The 23456-nt window shown below is 74.4% G+C and carries 28 protein-coding genes; 17 read left to right on the forward strand and 11 right to left on the reverse strand.

The window, feature by feature from the left end; translation table 11 throughout:
• Positions 1-81: 81 nt before the first annotated feature.
• Positions 82-1380 (reverse strand): sensor histidine kinase, encoded by a 1299-nt coding sequence (locus AC1DXT_RS12075; RefSeq protein WP_477061552.1) that lies wholly within the window; start codon positions 1378-1380, stop codon positions 82-84.
• Positions 1377-2057: a response regulator transcription factor gene (locus tag AC1DXT_RS12080; protein ID WP_477061553.1), complete on the reverse strand. Its 681-nt coding sequence runs from the start codon at positions 2055-2057 to the stop codon at positions 1377-1379. The genes AC1DXT_RS12075 and AC1DXT_RS12080 overlap by 4 nt, the downstream gene beginning before the upstream one ends.
• A gap of 112 nt (positions 2058-2169) precedes the next feature.
• On the opposite strand from AC1DXT_RS12080, the gene AC1DXT_RS12085 reads away from it, so the two are divergent.
• On the forward strand, positions 2170-2727 hold the full coding sequence (locus AC1DXT_RS12085; protein ID WP_477061554.1) for a hypothetical protein: 558 nt from the start codon (positions 2170-2172) through the stop codon (positions 2725-2727).
• 12 nt (positions 2728-2739) lie between these two features.
• Here AC1DXT_RS12085 and AC1DXT_RS12090 read toward each other — a convergent pair whose 3' ends face one another.
• Genes AC1DXT_RS12090 through AC1DXT_RS12100 form a run of 3 tightly spaced genes read right to left on the reverse strand, consistent with a single transcriptional unit; the run spans position 2740 to position 4179 of the window.
• Positions 2740-3435: a VIT1/CCC1 transporter family protein gene (locus AC1DXT_RS12090; protein WP_477061555.1), complete on the reverse strand. Its 696-nt coding sequence runs from the start codon at positions 3433-3435 to the stop codon at positions 2740-2742.
• Positions 3436-3487: 52 nt separating this feature from the next.
• On the reverse strand, positions 3488-3904 hold the full coding sequence (locus tag AC1DXT_RS12095; RefSeq protein WP_477061556.1) for a hypothetical protein: 417 nt from the start codon (positions 3902-3904) through the stop codon (positions 3488-3490).
• On the reverse strand, positions 3901-4179 hold the full coding sequence (locus AC1DXT_RS12100; RefSeq protein WP_477061557.1) for a dsRBD fold-containing protein: 279 nt from the start codon (positions 4177-4179) through the stop codon (positions 3901-3903). The genes AC1DXT_RS12095 and AC1DXT_RS12100 overlap by 4 nt, the downstream gene beginning before the upstream one ends.
• Before the next feature lie 182 nt (positions 4180-4361).
• Between AC1DXT_RS12100 and AC1DXT_RS12105 the strand changes: the two genes are divergently transcribed.
• The 3 genes from AC1DXT_RS12105 to AC1DXT_RS12115 all read left to right on the forward strand — a co-directional run bounded on the left by AC1DXT_RS12105 (position 4362) and on the right by AC1DXT_RS12115 (position 6323).
• The gene (locus AC1DXT_RS12105) at positions 4362-5519 is read left to right on the forward strand and encodes a serine/threonine-protein kinase (protein WP_477061558.1); all 1158 of its coding nucleotides are present in this window, start codon (positions 4362-4364) and stop codon (positions 5517-5519) included.
• Positions 5516-5965, forward strand: a complete 450-nt coding sequence (locus tag AC1DXT_RS12110) for a hypothetical protein (protein WP_477061559.1) — start codon at positions 5516-5518, stop codon at positions 5963-5965. Before AC1DXT_RS12105 ends, AC1DXT_RS12110 begins: the two co-directional genes overlap by 4 nt.
• Before the next feature lie 106 nt (positions 5966-6071).
• Positions 6072-6323, forward strand: a complete 252-nt coding sequence (locus AC1DXT_RS12115) for a PspC domain-containing protein (RefSeq protein ID WP_477061560.1) — start codon at positions 6072-6074, stop codon at positions 6321-6323.
• Positions 6324-6338: 15 nt separating this feature from the next.
• Here the strand turns inward: AC1DXT_RS12115 and AC1DXT_RS12120 are convergent, their stop codons facing one another.
• Both AC1DXT_RS12120 and AC1DXT_RS12125 read right to left on the reverse strand, forming a co-directional pair.
• Positions 6339-7352, reverse strand: a complete 1014-nt coding sequence (locus AC1DXT_RS12120; protein ID WP_477061561.1) for a hypothetical protein — start codon at positions 7350-7352, stop codon at positions 6339-6341.
• A gap of 135 nt (positions 7353-7487) precedes the next feature.
• Positions 7488-7901 carry a TIGR03668 family PPOX class F420-dependent oxidoreductase gene (locus tag AC1DXT_RS12125; protein ID WP_477061562.1) on the reverse strand — a complete coding sequence of 138 codons (414 nt, stop codon included), beginning with the start codon at positions 7899-7901 and terminating at the stop codon, positions 7488-7490.
• Positions 7902-7938: 37 nt separating this feature from the next.
• Here AC1DXT_RS12125 and AC1DXT_RS12130 point away from each other — a divergent pair, with 37 nt between their 5' ends.
• Entirely contained in the window at positions 7939-9315 is a 1377-nt protein-coding gene (locus tag AC1DXT_RS12130) for a pyridoxal phosphate-dependent decarboxylase family protein (RefSeq protein WP_477061563.1), read from the forward strand.
• On the opposite strand, the gene AC1DXT_RS12135 is transcribed toward AC1DXT_RS12130, so the two are convergent.
• From AC1DXT_RS12135 to AC1DXT_RS12145, 3 genes are all read right to left on the reverse strand, one after another.
• The gene (locus AC1DXT_RS12135) at positions 9312-9605 is read right to left on the reverse strand and encodes a YciI family protein (protein ID WP_477061564.1); all 294 of its coding nucleotides are present in this window, start codon (positions 9603-9605) and stop codon (positions 9312-9314) included. The two genes, AC1DXT_RS12130 and AC1DXT_RS12135, sit on opposite strands and share 4 nt — an antisense overlap.
• A 2-nt stretch (positions 9606-9607) precedes the next feature.
• Positions 9608-10609 carry a DUF4349 domain-containing protein gene (locus tag AC1DXT_RS12140; RefSeq protein WP_477061565.1) on the reverse strand — a complete coding sequence of 334 codons (1002 nt, stop codon included), beginning with the start codon at positions 10607-10609 and terminating at the stop codon, positions 9608-9610.
• Between the two features lie 118 nt (positions 10610-10727).
• Positions 10728-11561 carry a DNA-3-methyladenine glycosylase family protein gene (locus AC1DXT_RS12145; protein WP_477061566.1) on the reverse strand — a complete coding sequence of 278 codons (834 nt, stop codon included), beginning with the start codon at positions 11559-11561 and terminating at the stop codon, positions 10728-10730.
• 307 nt (positions 11562-11868) lie between these two features.
• Between AC1DXT_RS12145 and AC1DXT_RS12150 the strand changes: the two genes are divergently transcribed.
• Positions 11869-13191, forward strand: coding sequence for a mechanosensitive ion channel family protein (locus tag AC1DXT_RS12150; RefSeq protein ID WP_477061639.1), 1323 nt, complete (start codon positions 11869-11871; stop codon positions 13189-13191).
• Positions 13192-13205: 14 nt separating this feature from the next.
• A complete protein-coding gene (locus tag AC1DXT_RS12155) occupies positions 13206-13811 on the forward strand; it encodes a nucleoside/nucleotide kinase family protein (RefSeq protein ID WP_477061567.1) in 606 nt (201 codons plus the stop codon).
• Between the two features lie 22 nt (positions 13812-13833).
• On the opposite strand, the gene AC1DXT_RS12160 is transcribed toward AC1DXT_RS12155, so the two are convergent.
• Complete coding sequence (locus AC1DXT_RS12160) at positions 13834-14793, reverse strand: helix-turn-helix transcriptional regulator (protein ID WP_477061568.1); 960 nt, start codon at positions 14791-14793, stop codon at positions 13834-13836.
• Positions 14794-14880: 87 nt separating this feature from the next.
• Here AC1DXT_RS12160 and AC1DXT_RS12165 point away from each other — a divergent pair, with 87 nt between their 5' ends.
• From AC1DXT_RS12165 to AC1DXT_RS12210, 10 genes are all read left to right on the forward strand, one after another.
• A complete protein-coding gene (locus AC1DXT_RS12165; protein WP_477061569.1) occupies positions 14881-15885 on the forward strand; it encodes an ABC transporter ATP-binding protein in 1005 nt (334 codons plus the stop codon).
• Positions 15882-16700 carry an ABC transporter permease gene (locus AC1DXT_RS12170; RefSeq protein WP_477061570.1) on the forward strand — a complete coding sequence of 273 codons (819 nt, stop codon included), beginning with the start codon at positions 15882-15884 and terminating at the stop codon, positions 16698-16700. The genes AC1DXT_RS12165 and AC1DXT_RS12170 overlap by 4 nt, the downstream gene beginning before the upstream one ends.
• A gap of 93 nt (positions 16701-16793) precedes the next feature.
• Positions 16794-17348 (forward strand): methylated-DNA--[protein]-cysteine S-methyltransferase, encoded by a 555-nt coding sequence (locus AC1DXT_RS12175; RefSeq protein WP_477061571.1) that lies wholly within the window; start codon positions 16794-16796, stop codon positions 17346-17348.
• Positions 17349-17453: 105 nt separating this feature from the next.
• The gene (locus tag AC1DXT_RS12180) at positions 17454-18653 is read left to right on the forward strand and encodes a serine hydrolase domain-containing protein (RefSeq protein WP_477061572.1); all 1200 of its coding nucleotides are present in this window, start codon (positions 17454-17456) and stop codon (positions 18651-18653) included.
• 32 nt (positions 18654-18685) lie between these two features.
• The gene (locus tag AC1DXT_RS12185; protein WP_477061573.1) at positions 18686-18913 is read left to right on the forward strand and encodes a MoaD/ThiS family protein; all 228 of its coding nucleotides are present in this window, start codon (positions 18686-18688) and stop codon (positions 18911-18913) included.
• Positions 18914-18962: 49 nt separating this feature from the next.
• Positions 18963-19988: an NAD-dependent epimerase/dehydratase family protein gene (locus tag AC1DXT_RS12190; RefSeq protein ID WP_477061574.1), complete on the forward strand. Its 1026-nt coding sequence runs from the start codon at positions 18963-18965 to the stop codon at positions 19986-19988.
• 19 nt (positions 19989-20007) lie between these two features.
• Positions 20008-20517, forward strand: coding sequence for a DsbA family protein (locus AC1DXT_RS12195; protein ID WP_477061575.1), 510 nt, complete (start codon positions 20008-20010; stop codon positions 20515-20517).
• Positions 20514-21302, forward strand: a complete 789-nt coding sequence (locus tag AC1DXT_RS12200; RefSeq protein WP_477061576.1) for an SDR family NAD(P)-dependent oxidoreductase — start codon at positions 20514-20516, stop codon at positions 21300-21302. Before AC1DXT_RS12195 ends, AC1DXT_RS12200 begins: the two co-directional genes overlap by 4 nt.
• Complete coding sequence (locus AC1DXT_RS12205; protein ID WP_477061577.1) at positions 21302-21727, forward strand: SRPBCC domain-containing protein; 426 nt, start codon at positions 21302-21304, stop codon at positions 21725-21727. The genes AC1DXT_RS12200 and AC1DXT_RS12205 overlap by 1 nt, the downstream gene beginning before the upstream one ends.
• Positions 21724-23439, forward strand: a complete 1716-nt coding sequence (locus AC1DXT_RS12210; RefSeq protein ID WP_477061578.1) for a threonine/serine exporter family protein — start codon at positions 21724-21726, stop codon at positions 23437-23439. Before AC1DXT_RS12205 ends, AC1DXT_RS12210 begins: the two co-directional genes overlap by 4 nt.
• The last annotated feature ends 17 nt before the right edge of the window (positions 23440-23456 follow it).

The raw sequence follows: 23456 nt of genomic DNA on the forward strand, positions 1-23456 counted from the left end.
GCTCCTCACTCGTCGGCACCCCGGTGGTGCCCTGAGTCACCACCGTGGCGGTGGCCGGGTGAGGGCGGCGGCAACCCTGGGCTAAGAGTCGGCTAAGGCGACCGGGAGCTCGAGAGCGACCGACGCGCCACCGCTGTCCGGGTGAGCCGGGTCGGCCGCGGGCGTGATGACGAGGCGGCCTCCGCCGCGCTCGGCGGTGCGTCGCGCCACGTCGAGCCCCAGCCCGGTGGACCCGGTGCCGCTGCGCCCGCGCTGGGCGAGGTCGTCTGTCGGCAGGCCGGGCCCGTCGTCGCCGATCTCGACGCGCACGAGGCCATGGGCGACCGTGACCGCGAGAGTGAACGCGGTGCCCGCAGTGGTGTGCCGGAAGACGTTGTCGACCAGCACGTCGAGCGCCGCGCCGAGCTCATCGGCCGCGACGGCGACCGGCGCAGGCCCGCCGGGCACACGCACGCGCATCTCCCGTCCCTGGTCGACAGCCAGCACCTGCCAGAAGCGGGCTCGGTCCTGGACCACCTCACCGGCGTCCGACCTGCCAGGGGTCGCCGCTCCTCGGCGACGCGTCGTGGCGATGACCTGGTCGACCGCGTCCACGAGGTCGTCGACGTGCGAGGCCATGCGCTCGCGCTCCTCGGGGTCGCCCAGCAGGTCGACGTCGAGGCGCAGCGCGGTGATCGGCGTGCGCAGCCGGTGCGACAGGTCGGCCACCGCCTCGCGCTCGTCCGCCAACAGCCCGGCAACCCGGTCGCCGAGTCCGTTGAGCACGGTGCCGACGGACGCGACCTCGGGCGGACCGGACGGGGTGACGCGCGCGTCGAGGTCCCCGGCGCCGAGCCGGTCGGCCACGCTCGCGAGGTCCCGCACCGACCGCGAGAGGCGAGCCGCCACGCGATCACCCGCGACGGCCGCGCCCGCCAGCAGGGCCGCACCGACGGCCGCCAGGACCGCCCACGACCGCGACACGCCGTCGGTCAGCACCGCGTCGGGGACGAACGTGCGCACCACCGAGACGCCCTCCGTCCCGCCCACCGGGAGGAGCACCTCCACCCCACCGTCCGTGCGGGCGGTGAGTGCGCGCCCGCGGCCGGCGAGCTCGACCGCGGGCGAGGGGTCCGCCGGGGCGCCGACCGTCGTGCCGTCGGGGAGGAAGACGGTGGTCCGACGGTCGCCGTCGTTGACGCCGAGCACGGCTGCCGTCAGCCGGGCGTCGTCCTGACCGGCCCCACCGGCGAACACCGCGACTCCCTGAGTGTCCTGGCGCGCGGCCGCGAGGGCCCGGTCGGCGGCCAGCGAGCGCGACAGCAGACCGAGCGGCACGAGGAAGGCGATGAGGACGACCGAGGCCATCGCCACGCCGTACCGGACGAGCAGGCCCCTCACGGCGGGGGGACCAGCTTCACGCCGACGCCCCGGACCCGGTGGAGCAGGCGCGGCTCGTCGGCGCTCTCCCCGAGCTTGCGGCGCAGCCAGTGCAGGTGGACGTCGACGGTCTTGTCCGACCCGCCGTACGGCTGGTTCCACACCTTCGACAGCAGCTCGCGCTTGCCCACCACCTCGCCGGGGCGCTCCGCGAGGTAGCTGAGCAGGTCGAACTCCTTGGGGGACAGCTCGAGCGGGATGCCGTCCAGCTCGGCGGTCCTGGCGCGCGCGTCGACGACCAGCGGCCCGACGACCAGCGGGCCGGGCGGACGGGCGGTGTCCGAGCGGCGCAGCACCGCACGGATGCGCGCCTCGAGCTGGTCGGCGGCGAAGGGCTTGACCAGGTAGTCGTCGGCACCCGCGTCGAGCAGGGCGACGATGCCCGCCCCGTCGTCGCGCGCGCTGATGACGATCACGGGGACGGCGCTGACCGCACGGATCATCGCGAGCAGCGACGCGCCGTCCAGATCGGGCAGGCCGAGGTCGAGGAGCACCACGTCGGGCGGGTGCGCGACGAGGCTCTGCAGACCGTCGAGTGCCGTCGGCGCGGTCATCGTGGAGTGCTCGCGAGCCGACAGGGCGCGCACGAGAGCAGTCCGGATGGTCGCGTCGTCCTCGATGATGAGCACGTCGGCCACACCCCGGACGGTAGGCCATCGACGGCGGCGATGACCGTCACACAGCCCGACGCGCGCAGCCTTGTCGTAGCCTTAACCCCGCCTTTCCCGGCCGGCCGGGCACGATGGGGCCATGCGGACCGCGACACCGACGGGACGCCCGCGCCGGGTCACCCGCGTGGGCGTCGTCGCCGTGCTCACGTGGGTGCTCGCGGTCGTCGTCGGGAGCGCCATCACGTGGCGCGCCCTCGCCGTCGTCGACTCCGGGGAGCGCACGGGTGTGCTGAGCCAGTCCGAGGTCGACGCGGCACTGGTGCAGGCTCGCGCCCCGAGGACGCCTGCGCCGTCCGGGACGCCGACGCCGGCCGGGACACCGACGGCCGAGCCGACACCCACGACCGCTCCCGCGCCCACGACGGCCGAGGTGGCCCGCACCTGGACCGTGCCCGGGGGGATCGTCGCGGTCTCCTGCCGCGGTGAGGTGATCACGCTGCTGTACGCCACCCCGTCGGACGGATGGACCGTCGAGGTCGGCGGGGCAGGCCCGGAGCGCGTCGAGGTGGAGCTCCACCGGGACGATGCCGAGACCAAGCTGAGCGGGACGTGCGTGGCCGGTACACCCGAGCCCCGGATCGACTCCGACGACGACGGGACCCAGAGCGGTTCGGACGACGGGTCGGCCCACGACTGAGCGGTCGCCGACCTAGATCCCGCTGATCCCGACCAGCTGCCCGATCCCGTAGGTCACGGCCATGGCCAGCGCGCCGCCCACCACGAGCCGCAGGACGGCCCGCCGTTGCCCGGACCCGCCGAGCGTCGCGCTGATCCGCCCGGTGAGCGCGAGTGCGACGAGCACGGCGACGAACGTCACCGCGACGCGGACGGACGCGGGCGCGAGCGCCACCGCGGCGATAGGGAGGATCGCGCCGGCGGTGAAGGCGATGCCGGACGAGACCGCGGCGTGCACCGGGTTGGTGAGGGCGTCGGGGTCCAGGCCGAGCTCGGCGTCGAGGTGCGCGGCGACGGCGTCGTGCGCGGTGAGCTCGAGAGCGACGACCCGCGCGGTCTCGGGCGAGATGCCCTTGGAGCGGTAGATCGCGGTGAGCTCGGCGAGCTCGCCCTCAGGATCGTCGCGGAGCTCGGTGCGCTCCTGTGCGATGAGCGCCCGCTCGGCGTCGCGCTGGCTGCTGACCGACACGTACTCGCCGAGCGCCATGGACACCGCGCCCGCGACCAGCCCCGCGATGCCCGCGGTGAGGATGGGCCCGATCGCGGAGGTCGCGCCGGCGACACCGAGCACCAGGCCGGCGGTCGAGATGATCCCGTCGTTGGCGCCGAGCACCCCGGCCCGCAGCCAGTTCAGCCGCGACGCGTTGCGGCCCTGCCCGCCATCGACCACCAGCTCGTCCGATGCGTGTCCGGCCTGCCCCGACGGATCGGCTCTCCGTGCCCTACGCACGTCCCCTCGACCCTGCGAGCCATCGGGCTGCCGCGGCCGACTCGCCCAGCCCCACGGCGAAGAACACCCACTGCACCGGCGACCCCCAGCCGATGAGCGGCAGCTGGGCGAGCACCCACCCGGTCAGGACGACGCCCGCGGCGAGGCTCACCTCGGGCGCGCGTGGGTGTCGGCGCAGCCCGAGCGTCAGGGCGACCGCCTGCGGCAGCCCGACGCACAGTCCGAGGGCGAGCGCGGGGACTGCGGGGCCGTCGACGAAGTCCAGCTGGTCCACGAGCGGCTCGAACTGACCGGAGAGGAAGCCCTGGACGCCGGCGATCGCGCCGGCGGCCGTGAGACCGGCGAGCGCGAGCGACCAGCGCCGGGCGCGCGGTGCCGCATCCCGCGTGAGGAGGTGCGTCTCCGTCATCGCACCAGGTGGATCTCGTGCACCTCGAGGTCCTCGAGATCGTCGGACGTGGCCTGCAGCAGCCGGTCGGCCAGCTGGCGCAGGGCGCGCGCGGCGGCGAGCTCGGTGCCGACCTCCGGCACGTCGAGGTCGTAGGAGCTGAACTGCGCGCGGCCCCAGCCGTCGAGGGTCGCGCCCGTCGACGTGGTGAGGACGGCGTGTGCCCCGGTGACCACTCCGTGGGTCGTGTCGTCGTCGGCGAAGAGGTAGATCGCCACGTTCCAGGTCTCGTTCACGACTGGGCTCCTTCGCCGTCGGTGCTGCGCCCCGTTGGTGGCGGTCTGCCCCACATCGGCAGCTGCTTCGAGCGTGCGCTGCCGCGGAGCCGACGGACCAGGGCACAAGGTCCCACGCATTCGCCCCGATTCGCCCGGTCCCGGGGTGCGGGTGCGACCCACCGCGCCTAAGGTCTGGCCACATGCTGGAACACGTCGATGGGTCGCGCCCGGACCCGGTGGACGATGCGCCGGAGCCCGAGGTGCTGGGCGACCGGTACCGGCTGGACGCGGTCCTGGGCCGGGGCGGCATGGCGACCGTGCACCGAGCGCGTGACCTCCTGCTGGACCGTGACGTCGCCGTCAAGGTGTTCCCGCCGGTCCACGAGGACACCGACGACCTGCTGCGCAACCGTGCCGAGATCCGCGTGCTGGCCACGCTCAGCCATCCCGGCCTGGTCACGCTGCACGACGCCGGCACCGTGCACCACGACGACGGGTCGCAGCAGGTGTTCCTCGTGATGGAGCTGGTGGACGGGCCGACGCTCGCCGAACGGCTGCGGGAGGGCGTGCTCGGCGTCGAGGAGACTGCGGAGGTCGGCCAGGAGGTCGCCTCGGCGCTCGCGTTCGTGCACGAGCGCGAGATCGTCCACCGGGACATCAAGCCGGCCAACATCCTGCTGACCCTGGGGAGCGGCGGGACGACCGCGAAGCTCGCCGACTTCGGGATCGCGCGGCTCGAGGGTGCGACCCGGCTGACGATGACCGGGATGACGCTGGGCACGGTGAGCTACCTGAGCCCGGAGCAGGCGACCGGCAGCGCTCTGGGGCCACCGAGCGACGTGTACGGGCTCGGTCTGGTCCTCATCGAGTGCGTGACCGGACGTCCCGCGTTCTCCGGGACGGCGGCCGAGGTGGCGGCCGCCCGGCTCACCACCGCCCCGGCGATCCCTGACCAGCTCGACGCTCGGCTCGCGGGCGTGCTGGCGCGGATGACGCGCATGGCACCGGAGGAGCGTCCCACCGCCCGGGAGGTGGCCGACGACCTCGCGGCGATCGCGGCCTCTCCGTCCGACGAGACTCTCGTCCTCCCGTCGGTACCGGGCCCGGGCGACGACCCGCTTCCGCCGACGCGGGCAGTCCCTGTCGCAGGCCAGCCCCCGACCCGCCGGTGGGCGCGCGTCCGGTCCGGCCGGGCCGCCCTCGTCGGGGGAGCCGCCGTGCTCCTCGTGGGCGGCGCGCTGCTCGTCGGGCAGCTCGTGTCGGGTGACGGCACGCCGCACGAGCCTCCCGCCTACCCGTCGGTCGAGGGCACGCTCGGCGAGTCCCTGACGCAGCTCCAAGAGAGCGTGGAGCCGTGAGGCGCCGCGCCGGGTGGGCTGCGCTCGTCGTCGCGACGGTCCTGCTGTGCGGATCGTGCGCCGGCACCCCTGAGCTGACGGACGACCGCGCGCAGACGCTCCAGCAGTCGGTGCTCGCCGTCTCGCAGGCGGCCGCGGAGGCGCGTTGGGCCGACGCCCAGGCGCTGCTGGCCGAGACGCGGACCGCACTGGACGCCGGAGCTGATGCGGGCGACGTGTCGACGCAGCGGTACCGCGAGATCGATGCGGCCCTGGATCAGGTGGCCACCGACCTGGCCGCGCAGAAGGCGGCAGCCGACCAGGCCGCCGCCGAGCAGGCGGCAGCGGAGCAGGCCGCGGCTGAGCAGGCTGCTGCCGAGAAGGCGGCCGAGCAACCGGCCGCCCCTGCGCCCCCCACCCCGAAGGGGAAGCCCAAGGACCCGGGCAAGGGGGAGGGCAACAAGTAGGGCATCTCAGGGTGGGGATCGGGGCGATCACCGATGCGGTCGGCACGCCCGTGGCGGCATGCTGGGGGAGTCCGGTCGCACTGGCCGGCGCGAGAGGAGCAGCACCATGGGCAGCATCCACGACGGCATGGCTCGACAGGGCCTCGTCCGGCCGGTCGACGGCCGTGTGCTGGGCGGTGTGTGCGCCGGCCTGGGCCGACGCTTCGGCATCGCCCCGTTCCACGCGCGGCTGCTGTTCGTGCTCATCCTGTTCGTCGTCCCGGGCAGCCAGCTCCTGGTCTATCCGCTGCTGTGGATCCTGATGCCCGCCGAGCGCTGGGCGCCCGCGGCACCCGCTGCGCCCGGCACGGCCGGCTGACGGAGGGCGAGCCGGTCAGACGGTGCCCGACGGCGTGAGGTGTCGCGGCCGGCGCGGTGTGGGGACGTCGCCGAGGCTGGGTGCGGGGAGCGCCTTGGTCAGCTCGTCGACGACGGCGCGCCAGCACCGCTCGGCCGCCCGCAGCTGCGAGGCCACGAGCTCGGGCGCCACGTGCCCCACGGAGCCGACGCCGTTCGCCGCGTCGAGCGCGTCGAGACCGCGGTCGATGGCCTGCACCGACGTGCGGTAGTTCGTCGTGTCCCGGGCCGTGGGCAAGGTGAGCACCTCGAGCGCGGCCGCCGCGTCGTCGAACATCGAGCGGACGAGCGCGACGGCGTGCGGCCGGTCGCCCATGGACAGGCGTTCCGCGGAGTCGGCGACGGCCGAGACGATCGTCGAGCGCGCCAGCCGGTCGATCGTGGCGGTCAGGGTGCCGGGCACGACTTGGATCTGCAGCAGCAGGACGACGGTCCGGCTCAGCAGCGTCTCGGAGCGCAGTCGCTGGATCCGGCGACGCTCCGCCGCCCGGCGGGCCTCGTCCTCGGCGCGCAGCTCGTCGGCCAGGGCCTCGCGCTCGCGCCGCTCGACCTCCTGCCGCGCCTCGGTCGACCGGCGTGACACCACCTCCGTGGCCACGCGCACGTGGTGCTCGGACTCGGCCTGGGCACGCTGCACGAGCTCGACCGCGCACGCGTTCGCCGGGCTCGCGTAGCCGGTGTCGGTGTACCCGAACAGGGCCATGCGGCGCTCTTCGGCCCACAGCACGGCGGTCTTGGTGAAGCCGGAGCGGGAGTAGAAGACGGCGACGAACGAGCCGGCCGCGGCGCGGAGGTCCTCCAGGTCGATGCGACCGACGGGGCTGCGGCGGTGCTCGACGCGGGCGGCGAAGTCGATGCCCACGAGGTCCAGCTCGACGGCGGAGCCGGGTCCCGTCACCCGGACGTCGGTCCGCGCGAGGACGGTCCGGGCGTGACGCTCCGCGAACCGCTCGGCGTCGCGCCACTGCGGGTCCTTGCCCGTTGCGCTCACGTCCGCCTCCTCAGCCGCCCCCCGTGATCAGACGTGCCTCGACGGTAATGAGCCGCCCGCACGCCAGACTCGCCCGTCCGGGTGACCCGGTGGCGCAAACCCCGGCAGGCGGGACGAACCTCCGGGTGAACTGCGTCACGTGCGCGCCGCGCTCCAGCCCGTCCAGCGCGTCACGCGGGCGCGGATCAGCGGACCGCCCGGCGGGACCTCCCGATAGGCGGGGTAGCGCTCCTGGAGCGCGGCGAGCTCTGCCCGCGTCGGAGCCCCGTCCGCCACCACCGCGGTCGCGTCCGCGCGCACCCACCAGAGGTCCGACCAGTCGGCCGACCAGTGGTCGACCAGGAACGCGACCGACGGGTTCTCCCGGATGTTGCGCAACCGGCGCAGGTCGACGGTGCGCTTCGGCTTGTGGTCCACCGTCACGACGACGACGTCGTCGAGCACCGCGAACGTCACCGGCACCGGGTGCGGGCGCTGGTCCGCCCCCGTGGTCGCCAGCACCGCGCGCTCGGCCGCGACGAACCGCCTCCGGCACTCCTCGGGCTCCACGCGGTCCAGTCTGGCGCCACGGTGGCAGTCTGTGGGCATGACGGCACGGTGGCCGGACCTCGCCCCGGCGCTCGAGCGCGCGACGCACCACGCCCGCGAGTGGCTGACGTCCCTGGCTGAGCGTCCCGTGCGACCGCGCGCCGACGCCGACGCCCTCGCGGCCGTGCTCGGCGGCCCCCTGCCGGACGGCCCGACCGCCCCGGAGACGGTCGTCGACGAGCTCGCCGCCGGCGTCGAGCCCGGTCTCATGGGGATGCCCTCGGGCCGGTTCTTCGGCTGGGTCATCGGCGGCACGCTCCCGGCCGCGCTCGCCGCCGACTGGCTGACCAGCGCATGGGACCAGAACACCGCGATGCGGCACGCCACGCCGGGCGTCGTGGCGGCGGAGGAGGCCGCGGCCGCGTGGGCGCTGGAGCTGCTGGGGCTGCCGGCGGGCGCCGACGTGGGGTTCGTGACCGGCGCGACGATGGCCAACTTCACCGGGCTGGCGGCGGCACGCCAGCAGGTGCTCACCGACGCCGGGTGGGACGTCGAGCGCGACGGCCTCGCGGGCGGTCCGCGGGTCCGGGTCCTCGTCGGCGAGGAGCGGCACGGCACCCTCGACCTCGCCCTGCGCTACCTCGGGCTGGGCACACCGACCGCCGTCTCCGCCGACCGTCAGGGGCGGCTGGTCGTCGACTCCCTCGCCGAGGCCCTGGCCGCGGGCGATGGCCCGACGATCGTGTGCCTGCAGGCCGGCAACCTGCACTCGGGCGCGTTCGACCCGATGGCCGACGCCATCGAGGTGGCCCACGCGCATGGTGCCTGGGTGCACGTCGACGGGGCGTTCGGGCTGTGGGCGGCGGCCTCCCCGCGGCTGCGGGGACTGCTGGCGGGCCACGAGCGGGCGGACTCGTGGGCGACCGACGCCCACAAGACCCTCAACGTGCCGTACGACTGCGGACTCGCGATCGTCGCGCACCCCGAGCCGCTGCGGCGGGCGTTCGGCATGAACGCGGAGTACTTCGCCGCGTTCCAGGGCGCCGGCGACCCGATGGAGCGGGTGCCGGAGCTGTCCCGCCGCGCCCGAGGCGTGCCGTTGTGGGCGGCGCTGCGGTCGCTGGGCCGGACGGGTGTCGAGGACCTCGTCGACGGTCTCGCGGCCAACGCGCGGGCGATCGCCGACGGGATCCGCGCGATCGACGGCGCCGAGATCCTCAACGACGTCGTGTTCACGCAGGTCAGCGTCGCTTTCGACAGCGACGAACGCACGCGTGAGGTCACCGGGCGCGTGCTCGCGGACGGGGTGACCTGGATGTCCGGGTCCCGTTGGCAGGGCCGGGACATCCTGCGCGTGTCCGTGAGCAACTGGTCCACCGACGCCGAGGACGTGGCGCGCTCGGTGGACGCGGTGCGCCGCGCGGCCGCGGGCTAGTCCCGGGACATCACCACGCGCCACGGCCGCACCGTGACCGCGAGCACGCCGTCGACGACCGCCTGGTCGTCCTGCGTCGCCAGCTGGTGGGCCTCCTCGGCGGACTCCACCTCGAGGATGGTCATCCCCGCGCCCTCGGTGTCGAGGAACGGGCCGGCGAGGACGAGCTGACCCGCCGCGTGACGCCGTCGCAGGAACGCGTAGTGCCCGGCGATGCCCGCCTGCTCCCCGACCGTCTGGCCGTCCGGGACGGCCGGACCGCGCACGTGGAGCAGCGCGAACATCGCCATGGTCAGCGGGGCTCGTGCTCGTCGGGCGGGACGGGCCCCGGCACCGAGGTCACGACGGCGGGCGCCGGCCGGCCGATCGGGCCCGTGGCGCGGCGACGCCGGTTCCAGCGGACCGCGGCGACGACGAGCGCGGCGACCGCACCGCCGAACGCGAGCCAGGGGAGGAGCACACCGACGACGATAGCCAACCCGCTCGCGACGTCGACCAGGGCGGCCCAGCCGGCCGCCAGCCCGTCGAGGAACGACTGCGGTCCGGTCTCCGGCTCCACGGGCGCGACCGGCGCGAGCTCGGGGCCGTAGAGCACCACGTGGATGGTCGACAGGCGCACCTTCTCGGCCAGCCGGGCCCGCTCGGACTGCAGCTGCTCGAGGCTCGACTGCCGCTCGGTCAGCGCGCTCTCCGCCGCGATGAGCTGCTCGTTGGTGGTGGCCCGGGTCAGCAGGTCCTCCATCCGCGCCACCGAGAGCTGGAGCGCCCGGATGCGGGCGTCCAGGTCCTGCGCCGTGCCCGTGACGTCCTCGCTCGTGAGGTTCAGCTCGTCGATCGTGCCGAGCTCGCGCAGACCGTCGACGGCTCGGCTGACCTCCTCGGCGGGCAGGCGGATGGTCAGCTCGGCCGTGCCGACGTCGTCCTTGGTGGCGGCGTGCTCCGACCGGTCGTCGACGCGGCCCCCAGCACCTTCCGCGAGGACGACCACCGCGTCCGCGGCGTCGAGCGGGTCCTTCACGGTCATCCGGACGTCACCGGTCTGGATCACCTGCCGGTCGGCGTCGGCCGTGCTCGCGGCCTGCTCGACGCTGCCGTCCGCCGGCTGCTCCGCGGTGCCGGAGCGGGCCTCGCCGCCGAGCGCGCCCGAGGTGCCGCCCTCGTCGGCGGCGCTCATGTCGTCTCCGCTCGCGCTGCACCCGCCGAGCACAGCGGTCAGGGCGATGATGCCGGCGACCATGAGGCGGGTGGACCGGGCGCGGAGCTGCGGTGCAGGGTGTGTCGTCGTCGGCGTCATGCGGCGACCGTAGGGCGAACGGGGGTGGCCGCGGGGGGCGCGTGACGCAATCGTGACAGCGGGGGTGGGTGCCGGTCGGAATCGTGACCGTGCCGTCATCGGAACGCGTTCCCCCTGCTCACAGGCCGTACGCGGTGGCGGCCCACAGGTGCACGGCGGCGTACGCCCGAAGCGGCCGCCAGGGCTCGGCCGTGCGCGCCACCTCCGCCGCGCTCTGGGCGGAGAGTGCCCGTCGCAGGACCAGGTCGCCGACGGGCAGCGCGTCCCGGTCGCCGAGCACCCGCAGCGCGAGGTAGTCGGCCGTCCACGGACCGATCCCGGGCAGGGCGAGCAGGTGTGACCGCGCGTCCGGATTGCCGGGCACCAGAGCGAGCCCGTCCGCGCACGCCTGCGCCAGGGCGTGCAGGGTCCGCGCGCGCGAGTGGGTGATCCGCACGACGGCCTGCAGCTCCACCGGGTCCACGCCGGCGAGCTCCTCCGGCGAGGGGTAGCGGATCAGCCCGCCCGGCCCGGGTCGTCCGTAGGCGGCGGCGAGCCGCCCTCCGAACGTGCGCGCGGCTGCGAGCGAGACCTGCTGGCCGAGCACCGTGGTGGCGGCGGCCTCGAAGCCGTCCGGGTGGCCGAGGATCCGCAGCCCGGGCCTGGCGCGCACGAGCGGGCCGAGGACGGGGTCGTCATCGAAGGCGTCGAGCACCAGGTCGAGGTCGTCGGCCAGGCCGAACCAGCGCTCGGCCAGAGCGGTGAGCTCGGCCGGGGTGCCCGCCGCGGCACTCACGTCGATCCGGTCGGCGCTCAGGGTCGCCTCGACCAGCACGACAGCGCCGCCGAGCCGCACGAGCCGGCGGACCGTGCTGCCCGCGACGGACTCGACGCCCGGCACCGCGTGGGCGACGAGCGAGGCCAGGGCGGGCGCGGGGTCGAACGGGCGTCGGACGACGACGGCGGGGCTCATGGTCTCCTCGGTCTGGTCGAATCCATACGATCCCGGCGTCGACCTTCTTTGCCAACACAAGATCGACACATGGAAAGGATGCGGTACACGCGTGACAGTGCTAGAACTGTTGTAGCTGATCGACCGGGAGACCGGGCGACCAGCCGGTCGCAAGAAGGGCCGCGTTGCCGAGGGTCACGGCGAGAGCCGGGCCGCCCGTCAGGGTTCAGGGAGTGCGCCAAGCCTCGTGCCGGCGAGACGCCTCTCCGTTGCGCCCCGTCCCCCAGAAGCGGGGACGGGGCGCACCTACGTCCGGGCACTGCCTACGCTGAGAGGCGTGCTCCCCCTCCTGCTCCGCGGCGCCACCGACGAGACCGTGGCCGATGACGTCCAGGGTGTCGTCGTCCCGACGCTCTCGCTCCTGGCCGCCGTCGTGGTCGCCTACCTCGCGGCGACGCTCCTGTCCGTGCTGGTCCGCCGGGTGGCGCGCAAGTCCGCCGTCGCGGCCGACCTCTCCCGACGCTCGCGCCGTCCCATGCGCGCGGTGCTGCTCGTCGTCGCCGTGTGGATCGCCCTGCGGCTGAGCACCGACCCGTCGGACTGGACGCGGACCGTCGAGCACGTGCTGCTCATCGCGCTGATCATCACCGTGGCCTGGCTGATCGGCAGCCTCGCGTTCGTGCTCGAGGACGCCGCGCTGCAGCGGTACCGGATCGACGTCGCCGACAACCGGCACGCCCGCCGTGTCCGCACCCAGGTCCAGGTGCTCCGACGCATCACTGTGGCCATCCTCGTGCTCTGCGCGATCGCCGCGATCCTCCTGACGTTCCCCTCGGCCCGCACGCTCGGTGCCAGCCTGCTCGCCTCCGCCGGGCTCATCTCGATCGTCGCCGGCCTGGCCGCCCAGAGCTCGCTGGCCAACGTGTTCGCCGGCCTGCAGCTCGCCTTCACCGACGCCATCCGCGTGGACGACGTGGTGGTGGTCAGCGACCAGTGGGGCCGGATCGAGGAGATCACGCTCACCTACGTCGTCGTGCACGTCTGGGACGACCGCCGCCTGATCCTGCCGTCCACGTACTTCACGACCACGCCCTTCGAGAACTGGACGCGGCGCGCGGCCGACCTCCTGGGCACCGTGGAGCTGGACGTGGACTGGGAGGTTCCCGTCGAGGCGATGCGCACCGAGCTGGCGCGGCTGCTGCTGGACACCGACCTGTGGGACCGGCGGGTCGGCATCCTGCAGGTCACCGACGCCGTCGGCGGTCTGGTCCGCGTCCGGGCGCTGGCCAGCGCGGTCGACGCGCCCACCCTGTTCGACCTGCGCTGCTACGTGCGCGAGGGGCTGGTCGGCTGGCTCCAGCGGGAGGCGCCGCAGAGCCTGCCGAAGACCCGCTGGGAGGGCACCGCGCCCGCACCGGCATCGGGCCGACGGGCAGCGCGCCCCGAGACCGCCCCGACGCCGACCCATCCCGTCCCCGGAGGGTGGTCGGCCGACGACACGCAGACCATCCAGACGGGCGGCCAGGACTCGCGGCTGTTCACGGGCAGCATCGACGCGCTCGAGCGGTCGCGGCACTTCTCCGGGCCGGGGCAGGACGTCATCGACGAGCGCGAGCAGGCCGCGGGGGACACCGAGGGTCGGCAGCCCTGAGCCAGATCCGGCCCGTGACGCAGGAGGTGCTCGTCGACCTTCTCGTCGATCGCGTGAGGGAGTGCCCCGGATGGGCGCGCGTGCTCGTCGACGGGGCTCCGCCGACGATGCCGTCGGTGCTTGCCGATGCCCTCGTCCAGCCTCTGCGAGCGGTGGGTCGACCGGTGGTCCGGGTACACGCCGAGGACTTCCTGCGGCCCGCCTCCCTCCGGTTCGAGCACGGACGGCAGGACGCCGACGCGTACCTGGAGGACCGGCTCGACGCCGGCGCGCTCGGGCGTGAGGTGCTCGATCCGTTCGCCGCGTCCGGCCGTTACCTGCCGACGCTCTGGGACCCGCGGACCGACCGGGCGACGCGTGCCGGGTACGAGAAGGCTCCCGACGAGGCGGTCCTGGTGCTCGACGGCAGCCTGCTGCTCGGTCGGTGGCTCGACGCCGAGCTCGCGGTGCATCTGGCGGTCCGGCCGGCCACCCTGCAGCGACGGACCGCGGAGGAGGACCGGTGGACCCTGCCCGCGTTCGCGCGGTATGACGCGGAAATGGTGCCGGGGGACGTGGCGGACGTCGTCGTGCACGTGGACGACCCGCGGCATCCGGCGATCGAGGTGGGCATCGCCTGAACCGTGGCTGATGTCGGTCGCGCTACGCGCCGACGGATGCCGTCGCTCGGTCCGCGAGGCGGCGCATCGCGTCGGCGAGCTCCGGGGGACCGATGACGCGGAGCGGAACGCCGAACATGGCGAACCGGGCCGCGACCCCGTCCCACGACCACGCGCTGAGCGCGGCGCGGCTGCGGTCCTGGTCGAGCGGCTCCACCAGGGCGTCCCGACCGGCCCAGGTGGCGACCTCGGTCGCGGGCATGTCGACCTCCGCCTCGCCCCGGCACGGCCACGGTGTGACCGCAGCGAACCGTTCGGCGATGAACGCCGCGACGTCGGACGCCGGGAGCGGGCGGGGGGCGAACCGCGGGCCGGATCCCGTCTTGGGGGTCATCCGGTCGACGCGGTAGGTGCGCCAGTCGGCGCGTTCCAGGTCGTACCCGACCAGGTACCACCGGTCGCCCCACGTGACCAGGTGGTGCGCCTCGGCGCGCCGGGCGGGCCGCGGACCAGCATCCGTGCCGCCCTCGTAGTCGAACCGGAGGACCTCGCGGGAACGGACGGCGGCGCCGACGGCCAGGAGCACGTGCTGGTCGACCTGGGGGAGGTTGCCGCGGCGGGTGACGGCCGTGACCTGGAGGGCGTCGGCCGCGGTGCGCAGCCGCGCGGGCATCACCTGACGGAGCGTGGCGAGCGCCCGCACGGCGGCCTCGTCGACCCCTGCGACCCCGGTCGACGCGGTCTGGAGGACGACGACGAGCGCGACGGCCTGCTCGTCGTCGAGCAGGAGGGGTGGCATCTGCGTGCCGGCATCGAGCCGGTACCCGCCGTCCGGACCCTTCGTGGCGTGCACCGGGTAGCCCAGCTCGCGGAGGCGGTCCACGTCCCGCCGCACGGTGCGCGGGCTCACGCCGAGGCGGTCGGCCAGCACGCCGCCCGGCCAGTCGCGGCGCGCCTGCAGCAGCGACAGGAGCGAGAGGAGGCGGGAGGACGGCGTTGACATGTCCTCAGGATGGCACCGATAGAGGACAGGAACTGGCCGCTATGGAGGTCAGGGTGGTCCCGTACCCATCGACCGAGGGAGAAGCCCATGATCCACACGCGAGGACTCACCAAGGACTTCGTGGTGAGCCGCACCGAGACCGTGCACGCCGTGCGCGGGATCGACCTCGACATCGCACCCGGCGAGCTCGTCGCGGTGCTGGGACCGAACGGTGCCGGCAAGTCCACCACGATGCGGATGCTCACCACCCTGATCCGCCCGACCTCCGGCACCGCGACGGTCGCGGGCGTCGACGTCGTCGCCGAGCCGGCGACCGTCCGGCGGCACATCGGCTATGTCGGGCAGGGCAACGGCGCGGGCCACCAGCAGCGCGCGGGCGACGAGCTGACGATGCAGGGTCAGGTCTACGGACTCGACCGGGCGGCGGCACGGCGGCGTACCGGGGAGCTGCTGGAGGCGCTCGACCTGACTTCGCTGGCGCGGCGCAAGGTCGGCGACCTGTCCGGCGGCCAGCGTCGGCGGCTCGACGTGGCGCTCGGCCTGGTGCACGCGCCCAGGCTGCTGTTCCTGGACGAGCCGACCACCGGCCTGGACCCGCACAATCGCGCGAACCTGTGGGACCACATCACCCGGCTGCGCGCCGAGCACGACATGACGATCGTGCTCACCACGCACTACCTCGACGAGGCGGACACCATGGCGGAGCGCGTCGTGGTGGTCGACCACGGCCAGGTCATCGCCGACGACACCGCCGACGGGCTCAAGCGGACCCTGGCCGGCGACCGCGTGGTGCTCAAGGCGGCGGTCGGCGGGACGGCCTCCCGGGTCGCGACGATCGTCGAGGCGCTGCCGGGTGCCCGCGACGTGACCGTCGACGGTGCCCGCATCGAGGCGCGGGTGGCCGATGCCGCGGCCGCCGTCCCCGAGCTGGTCCTCGCCGCCTCCGCCGCCGGGACACCGTTGCTCGAGGCGCTCGCGGTGCGTCCCACTCTCGACGACGTGTTCCTGGCCCTCACCGGCCGCAGCCTGCGCGACGAGGGTCCGCAGACGAGCGACAGCAGCGACGACGCCACGCAGGAGGCAGCAGCATGAGCACGATCACCGCCACCCGGCCGAGCACCGCCACGACGACCGGACGACGCCCGTGGCTCGCGGACGTCTGGCTCGTGATGACCCGCGAGCTCCGGCCCGTCGTCCGTGAACCCTTCTCGGTGGTCTTCGGCCTCATCCAGCCGCTGGTGTTCCTCGGCCTGTTCGGCCCCCTGCTGGCCGGGTCCGTCGGGGCGTCCGCCGGCTTCGACGGAGCCGAGGTCTGGCAGTGGTTCGTGCCGGCGATCCTCGTGATGACCACGCTGTTCGGCACGTCCACCACGGGCGCCAACCTGCAGTTCGAGATGCAGACCGGAGCGCACGAGCGGCTGCTCGTGACGCCCCTGTCGCGGTCGTCGCAGCTGGTGGGCCGGTCCCTGAAGGAGATGGTCCCGCTGGTCGCCCAGGCGATCATCCTCATCCTGGTGATGCTGCCGTTCGGGTTCCGCGCCGACCCCGTCGGAGGTCCGCTCGGGCTGGCCATGCTCGCGGTGCTCGGCGTCGGCCTGGGTTCGCTCAGCTACGCGCTGGCCATCGCGGTGCGCAAGCAGGAGTGGATGTTCTGGGCGGTCCAGCAGACGGTCCTGTTCCCGCTGCTCATCCTGTCCGGCATGCTCCTGCCGCTCGAGACCGGTCCGCAGTGGATGAAGGTGGCCTCCGCGTTCGACCCGCTGCGGTGGGTGGTCGAGGCCGAGCGGGCGCTGTTCGCGGGCGACCTGACCAGCAGCGCGGTGGCCGCCGGCTGGGTCGCGGCGGTGCTGACGGCGGTCGTCGGGCTGGCGGTCGGGGTCCGGACCCTGCTGCGCAGCACCGACTGAACCTGCACCTCACACCGCCCGCCCGTCGCGCGTCTTCTCCTCGAGAGCGCGCGACGGGCGGGCGTGTCAGTGGGTGGGGGAATGATGGCGACCATGACGGTCCAGGACGACGTGACACAGGATCTGCGGCTCCTCGAGGAGGTCCGCATCGTGCACACGGTCGTGCCGTCGCCCCTCGGCCCCATCACGCTGGTCGCCCACGACGGCGGACTGTCGGCGCTCCTGCTCCCGGACTCCAAGTACGAACCGGTGCAAGGACCGTTCGGCGAGCGGGCGGACGACGAGTTCGACCACGTGCAGACGCAGCTCGACGAGTACTTCGCTGGGACGAGGACCGAGTTCGACCTCCCGCTGCACTTCGTGGGGACCACGTTCCAGTGCCGGGTGTGGGAGGGGCTGCTGCGCATCCCGTACGGGCAGACGCGCTCCTACGGGGACCTGGCCGCGGAGATCGGGCTGGATCCGCGCACGTCCTCGCGGGCGGTCGGTGCCGCCAACGGGCGCAACCGGATCGCGATCGTGGTGCCGTGCCACCGGGTCATCGGAGCGGACGGGTCGCTGACCGGGTTCGCCGCCGGGCTGGACCGCAAGCGGTTCCTGCTCGGGCTCGAGGCCAAGGGCCGGCCACGCGAGCACCTGCTGTTCTGACGCGGCGGACCGGGGGTCTGCCCCACCCCGGCTCGGGGGAGTGCTCCATGGTGGACGGCTGCCGCCGGTCGACAGGCTGAGATCATCCGATTCCGAGGAGATCTCATGAAAGTCCAGCCGCCCGCCAGCAGCTCGACCCCGCAGCGGTACCGCCGGGCACGCGCCGTCGCCACGGTCGCCGCGCTGTGCGCCGTCGCGACGACCGGTGCGCTCGTCGCCGGCACACCCGCCTACGCCTCCGGCGGGTCCGCGCCKCCCGCGTCGCGCGAGGTGCAGCGGCAGCTCGACGGACTCGTCCGCGACGCCGGCTTCCCCGGAGCGCTCGCGACGTACGAGGACGCGCGCGGACACAGTCGTGACTACGCCGCCGGCGTCGGCAACCTCGAGACGGGCGCCCGGGTGCCGCTCGACGGCCAGGTGCGCGTCGGCAGCAACAGCAAGACCTTCCTCGCGGTGGCACTGCTGCAGCTCGTCGACGAGGGCGAGATCGACCTCGATGCGTCCGTCGAGACCTACCTGCCCGGCCTGGTGCACGGCGACGGCGTCGACGGCTCCCTCATCACCGTCCGCCAGGTCCTGCAGCACACGAGCGGCATCCCCAACTACACCGCCGTGATGAACCTGGACTTCCTGTCGACCAGGCACCACTACGTCGAGCCGCGCGAGCTGCTCGACCTCGCCCTGACGCAGCCGGGCACGCCACCCGGGGAGCGGTGGGACTACAGCAACACCAACTACGTGGTCGCCGGGCTGATCGTGCAGAGGGTCACCGGCCGGCCGCTGGCCGAGGTGATCACCGACCGGGTGGTCGAGCCGCTGGACCTGCGGGACACGTACGTGCCGGAGCGCGGCGAGGAGACCCTGCGTGAACGCCACCCGCTCGGCTACCACGCGTCCGAGCCCGGCGGCGAGCTGCAGGACATCACGGTGCTCGACCCGGCGTGGGCGTGGGGCGCGGGCGACATCGTCTCCACCCCGAGCGACCTGAACGCGTTCTTCGTGGCGTTGATGGGTGGCGAGCTCCTGCCGCCCGCGCTGCTGGCTCAGATGCAGACGACCGTCGAGACCATGCCCGAGCTGCACGGCATGCGGTACGGCCTGGCTCTCATGAGCACCCCGTTGAGCTGCGGCGGGGTCGCCTGGGGCCACGGTGGCAGCATCCCGGGGTACGAGACCGGCGGCGGCGTGGGACCGGACGGCCGATCCGTGACCGTCGCGGTGACCGCGCTGCCGGCCGCGACCGCCGACCCGGAGCGTGCCGCCGAGCTCCTGGTCGAGGCCGTCGACGCGGTGCTCTGCGCATAGTCGGACGCCCTCTGCGGTGGCAGCATGTGGCCATGGCGCTCGTCCGTTACACGGCGGCTGCCGCCGAGGCCGCCGGCACCGTCGCCGAGCAGGTGCCCGCCTCGACGGTCGGTGAGCTGCGGGCGCAGGTGCTCACCCGGCACGGCGGCGAGCTGGCCCAGCTGATCGGTCGGTGCTCGTTCGTGGTCGACGGGGTGACGTCCGACGACGGGGCCGTGCTCGGGCCGAGCGACGTCGTCGACGTGGTCCCGGACCTCTGAGGACGCGGTCCGCGATGCGGGTGGGCGCAACTGGTGCGAGCGTGTGCGCATGAGAGTCGTCGTGGTCGGTGCCAGCGGGAACGTCGGCACGGCACTCCTGCGGCGGTTCAGCGACGACGCCTCCGTCACCTCGGTGGTCGGCGTCGCCCGGCGCGTGCCCCGAGGCACGCCCCCGGCCCCGTACGACGTCGCCACGTGGGTCGAGTGCGACGTCGCCTCGCCGACCGCGGTCGACGTCCTGGTCCCCGCGTTCGCCGGCGCCGACGCCGTGGTCCACCTCGCGTGGGCCATCCAGCCCAGCCACGACCGCCGCCGGCTGCACGACGTCAACGTGTCGGGCACCCGGCACGTCCTCGACGCGGCGCGGCGGGCGGCAGTCCCGCACGTCGTGGCCGCATCGAGCGTCGGCGCCTACTCGCCCGCTCCGGACGACGTCCCTCGCGGCGAGGGCTGGGCGACGGGCGGGGTGCGGTCGTCGTCGTACAGCGTGGACAAGGCGGCCGTCGAGCGGACGCTCGACGAGTTCGAGGCGGTGCATGCGGACCTCGCGATCGCCCGGGTGCGGCCGGCGCTCGTGTTCCAGCGGGCGGCCGGGCACGAGATCTCGCGGTACTTCCTCGGCCCGTGGGCGCCCAGGCGCGCGATCGGTGGGCACCTGCCGGTACTGCCCTGGCCCGCGGGGCTGCGGCTCCAGGCGGTGCACGCCGACGACGTCGCGTCCGCGTACCGGGAGGCCGTCGTCCGCCGCGTGCGAGGGCCGTTCAACGTCGCCGCGCCGGACGTGCTGCGCGGCCAGGACGTCGCCGACGTCGTCTCGCGCGGGCGGTTGCGCGAGGTCGAGGTGGCCGGCACCCGGAGGCTCCTCGCGGCCGCGTGGCACGCGCGGGCGGTGCCCGTCGGTCCCGGCTGGTTGGACATGGCCCTCGCCGCACCGCTGCTCGACACGTCGCGCGCGGAGCGTGAGCTCGGCTGGCGGCCTGCCTGGTCGGCGGCCGACGCCTTGCGGGACATGGTGTCGGGGATCGCGACCGGAGCAGGGACCGCGAGCCCGCCGCTGCGGTCGCGGCGCCGGTGAGCCTGGCATCCTCGACGGCATGACCGACGACATCTCCGCCGAGCGACACGTCTACGGCCGCGTCGACGCCCCGATCACCGTGCTCGAGTTCGGTGACCTCGAGTGCCCGTACTGCCGCGCCGCCGCACCGGCCCTCCGGCAGCTGGTCGACACGTCCGACGGGCAGGTGCGCCTGGTGTGGCGGCACTTCCCGCTGTTCGAGGTGCACCCGTCTGCCCTGTCGGCCGCGCTGGCGGCGGAGGCGGCGGGAGCCCACGGGAAGTTCTGGGACATGCACGACGAGCTGTTCAGCCACCAGGACCGGCTCGCGGACCAGGACCTCCGTGCGGCCGCGGTGCGGCTCGGGATCGACCCCGACCAGGTGGCGGGAGACGGTGCGCAGGAGTACGCCCCGGCGATCTCCGCCGACTACTCGGCCGGCATCGAGGCGGGCGTGCGCGGGACGCCGACGGTGTTCGTCGGGGGGACGCGGTTCCACGGGAAGGTCACGCTGGACCGGCTGCGCGAGGCCGTAGAGGCGGTGCGATGAGGACCGCGCTGGTCACCGGCGCCGGCCGCGGGATCGGGCGGGGGATCGCGCTCGGGCTGGCCCGGGCCGGGTACGCGGTCGCGCTGGTCGGCCGGACGCGGGCGCACCTCGACGCGGTCGCCGAGGAGATCGGCGGGGACGTGTGCGTGGCCGCCGCCGACCTGATCGACGCCACGGCGGTGCTCGACGCGGTCGCCCGGGTTGAGGAGGAGCTCGGCGGGATCGGGCTGCTCGTGAACAACGCGGGGGTGATCGAGCGCGCCGAGGTGCCGTTCGTGGACGACGACGTCGAGGACTCCTGGCGCGTGATCGAGGCGAACGTGCGCGGCCCGCTGCTGGTCACCCACGCGGTGCTGCCGGGGATGCTCGCGCGCGGTGACGGCCGGGTGCTGAACCTCAACTCCGGTGCCGGGCACCGCGCGATGACCAGCTACACGGGCTACGCGATCAGCAAGGGCGCGCTCGCGCGGTTCACCACGCAGCTCGACGCGCAGTACCGCGACCAGGGGATCCGGGTGCTCGACCTCGCGCCCGGGCACGTCGAGACGGCGATGACGACGTCGATGCCGCTGCACGAGGGTCGGACCGCGTGGACGCCTGTCGAGGCCGTCGCGGAGCTGGTCCGGGCGTTCGGTGACGGGGAGCTCGACGCGCTGTCCGGCCGGTTCGTGCGCGCCGGGACGGACACCGTGGAGTCGCTGCTGGCGGCGACCCCCCAGATCCTGGCCACCGACGCGCGCACGCTCCGGCTGGGTGTGTACGGCGACGAGGACCCGGTGGCCTGATGGAGCCGATCCGCCACCACCTCGTCGTCGCCTGCACGCCGGTGGAGGCGTTCGACGCCTGGGTCGACGACATCGGCCGGTGGTGGCACCCCGACTACACGCCCGACCCGGCCGGGTTCCGCGGAGCGGGGATCGAGGCGCGGGTGGGCGGACGCGTCTACCTGGTCGACGCCGCGCTCGGTGAGGTCGAGTGGGGCCGCGTGCTGGCGATCGCCCGCGGCGCGCTGGTCGTGCACACCTCGACCCTCGGGCAGGATCCCGCGCACCCGAGCCGGATCTCCGTGCAGTTCGTGCCGCTGGACGAGGGCGGGACGCGCATCGAGCTCGCGCACGAGGGCTGGGACGAGCAGAACGCGCAGTTCCGGCCCAAGTTCACGGACTGGCCGCTGATCCTCGCCCGGTACGCACAGTTCGTCGGTTCGTGACCGTGCTCGGCGCGGGCGTGTCGCCCGACCCGGGAGCCACCGGCATCGAGGTGTCACCCGACCCCAGCCAGACCCTGCCAGAGCCGACGCCGACGACGACCGACGTACCGACGACCCCCGTGCCCGAGCAGACGGAGGTGGTCACGCCCACGGAGACGGCGACCGCCGAGCCCGTGCCGACCCCGACCGAGGAGTCGCCGGCGCCGCAGCCGGTGCCCACCGAGACCGTGGTGGTCGAGGTGCCGTGGACCGTGGACCCCGCCGTCACCAGCTCGACGATCCCGCTCGGGGCGATCGTCACCGCCGTGGTCGTCCTCGCCCTCGCGGCCATCGCCCTGGCGCTGCTGTTCCGGCGCAACCGCAGGCTCCGGCCGGTGGGGGTGCCCGGCTCGGCCGCCCTCGAACCGGCGGCCACGACGACCGAGATCGGCGTGCTGGACGACGCGCACGCCGTCGCGCTCCCGACGGAGCCGTCCGCCGACACCGTGGCGACGGTCCGGTTCCTCATGGTCCTGGGTGAGGCGATGATCGACTCGAGCGCGCCGGTGGTCCAGGTGACCCGCACGCTCGAGCGGGTCGCGGCGATCAACGGCGCACCGGACGTCGAGGTCATCGCGCTGCCGACCGCGCTGCTCGTCTCGGTGCCCGGGCGGACGTCGATGCAGACCGCCGCGTCGTCGGCGGGCTGGCGACAGCTGCGCCTGCACCAGGTCCAGGACGTGCTCGGCGTCGCCGACGAGGCGGAGTCCGGCGCCCTCGACCCGGACGACGGTGCGGCCCGGATCGAGGCGGCCGTGGCCGCGCCCCCGCTGTACAGCGGAAGGGTCCGCATCCTCGGGTACGTCGGCGTCTGCGCGGGGCTCGCGATGATCCTCGGCGGCAGCCTGGTCGACGTCCTCGTCGCGTCCGTGCTCGGTGCCGCGATCGCCGGCCTGCAGGTCGCGACGGTGCGCCTCCCGGCCGCGTACCAGGCGCTCGTCGTGCTCAGCTGTGCGTTCGTCGTCGCCGCCGCGGTGTTCCTGCTGTCCCGGACGGGGATCGACGTCGGCATGCTCGCACCGCTGGTGGCACCCCTGGTCACGTTCCTGCCCGGGGCCCTGCTCACCACCGCGGCGATCGACCTGGCCACCCGGCAGATGATCGCGGGCTCCGCGCGCCTCGCCGCCGGGACCATGCAGCTCGTCCTCCTGGCACTGGGCATCACGGGGGCGGCCGCGCTGGTCGGCGTCCCCGCGTCCGCGTTCGGCTCCGCCGCGTCCCAGCCGCTCGGGTGGGCCGGACCGTGGCTCGGGGTGCTCGTCTTCGGCACGGGCGTGGTGTTCCACCACTGCGCCCGCCGCCGCGCGCTCCCGTGGATCCTGCTCGTGCTCCTCGTCGCCTACGCCGGTCAGGTGGTGGGCGGGCTGTTCTTCGGCGGCGTGTTCTCCGCGTTCATCGGGGCGGCGCTGATGACACCGGTCGCGATGTTCGCGGCGACCCGGCCGACCGGACCGCCCGCGCTGGTCGGGTTCCTGCCCGGCTTCTGGCTGCTGGTGCCCGGCGCGCTCGGGCTCGTCGGGGTGACCTCGATCCTCGGGGAGGACGCCCAGGCGCTGAACACCGTGGTCACGGCGGCGACGACGATGGTCGCGATCTCGCTGGGGGTGCTCGCGGGGATCGCGCTCGGGTCTGCTGTCGGGCGGCGCGTCGGGCTGGCGGTGACGCGGTTCTGACGACGTCGGTCACCCAA

This window comes from Cellulomonas sp. P1_G12_2 (genome assembly GCF_056405535.1).

What these genes read in the sequence shown, in the direction of transcription:
- AC1DXT_RS12165 (WP_477061569.1), top strand. Translation starts at nt 14,881, where the DNA reads ATGATCCACACGCGAGGACTCACCAAGGACTTCGTGGTGAGCCGCACC.
- AC1DXT_RS12205 (WP_477061577.1), top strand. Translation starts at nt 21,302, where the DNA reads ATGGAGCCGATCCGCCACCACCTCGTCGTCGCCTGCACGCCGGTGGAG.
- AC1DXT_RS12130 (WP_477061563.1), top strand. Translation starts at nt 7,939, where the DNA reads ATGACGGCACGGTGGCCGGACCTCGCCCCGGCGCTCGAGCGCGCGACG.
- AC1DXT_RS12185 (WP_477061573.1), top strand. Translation starts at nt 18,686, where the DNA reads ATGGCGCTCGTCCGTTACACGGCGGCTGCCGCCGAGGCCGCCGGCACC.
- AC1DXT_RS12160 (WP_477061568.1), bottom strand. Translation starts at nt 14,793, where the DNA reads ATGTCAACGCCGTCCTCCCGCCTCCTCTCGCTCCTGTCGCTGCTGCAG.
- AC1DXT_RS12200 (WP_477061576.1), top strand. Translation starts at nt 20,514, where the DNA reads ATGAGGACCGCGCTGGTCACCGGCGCCGGCCGCGGGATCGGGCGGGGG.
- AC1DXT_RS12170 (WP_477061570.1), top strand. Translation starts at nt 15,882, where the DNA reads ATGAGCACGATCACCGCCACCCGGCCGAGCACCGCCACGACGACCGGA.
- AC1DXT_RS12145 (WP_477061566.1), bottom strand. Translation starts at nt 11,561, where the DNA reads ATGAGCCCCGCCGTCGTCGTCCGACGCCCGTTCGACCCCGCGCCCGCC.
- AC1DXT_RS12115 (WP_477061560.1), top strand. Translation starts at nt 6,072, where the DNA reads ATGGGCAGCATCCACGACGGCATGGCTCGACAGGGCCTCGTCCGGCCG.
- AC1DXT_RS12095 (WP_477061556.1), bottom strand. Translation starts at nt 3,904, where the DNA reads ATGACGGAGACGCACCTCCTCACGCGGGATGCGGCACCGCGCGCCCGG.
- AC1DXT_RS12105 (WP_477061558.1), top strand. Translation starts at nt 4,362, where the DNA reads ATGCTGGAACACGTCGATGGGTCGCGCCCGGACCCGGTGGACGATGCG.
- AC1DXT_RS12190 (WP_477061574.1), top strand. Translation starts at nt 18,963, where the DNA reads ATGAGAGTCGTCGTGGTCGGTGCCAGCGGGAACGTCGGCACGGCACTC.
- AC1DXT_RS12085 (WP_477061554.1), top strand. Translation starts at nt 2,170, where the DNA reads ATGCGGACCGCGACACCGACGGGACGCCCGCGCCGGGTCACCCGCGTG.
- AC1DXT_RS12140 (WP_477061565.1), bottom strand. Translation starts at nt 10,609, where the DNA reads ATGACGCCGACGACGACACACCCTGCACCGCAGCTCCGCGCCCGGTCC.
- AC1DXT_RS12195 (WP_477061575.1), top strand. Translation starts at nt 20,008, where the DNA reads ATGACCGACGACATCTCCGCCGAGCGACACGTCTACGGCCGCGTCGAC.
- AC1DXT_RS12135 (WP_477061564.1), bottom strand. Translation starts at nt 9,605, where the DNA reads ATGGCGATGTTCGCGCTGCTCCACGTGCGCGGTCCGGCCGTCCCGGAC.
- AC1DXT_RS12175 (WP_477061571.1), top strand. Translation starts at nt 16,794, where the DNA reads ATGACGGTCCAGGACGACGTGACACAGGATCTGCGGCTCCTCGAGGAG.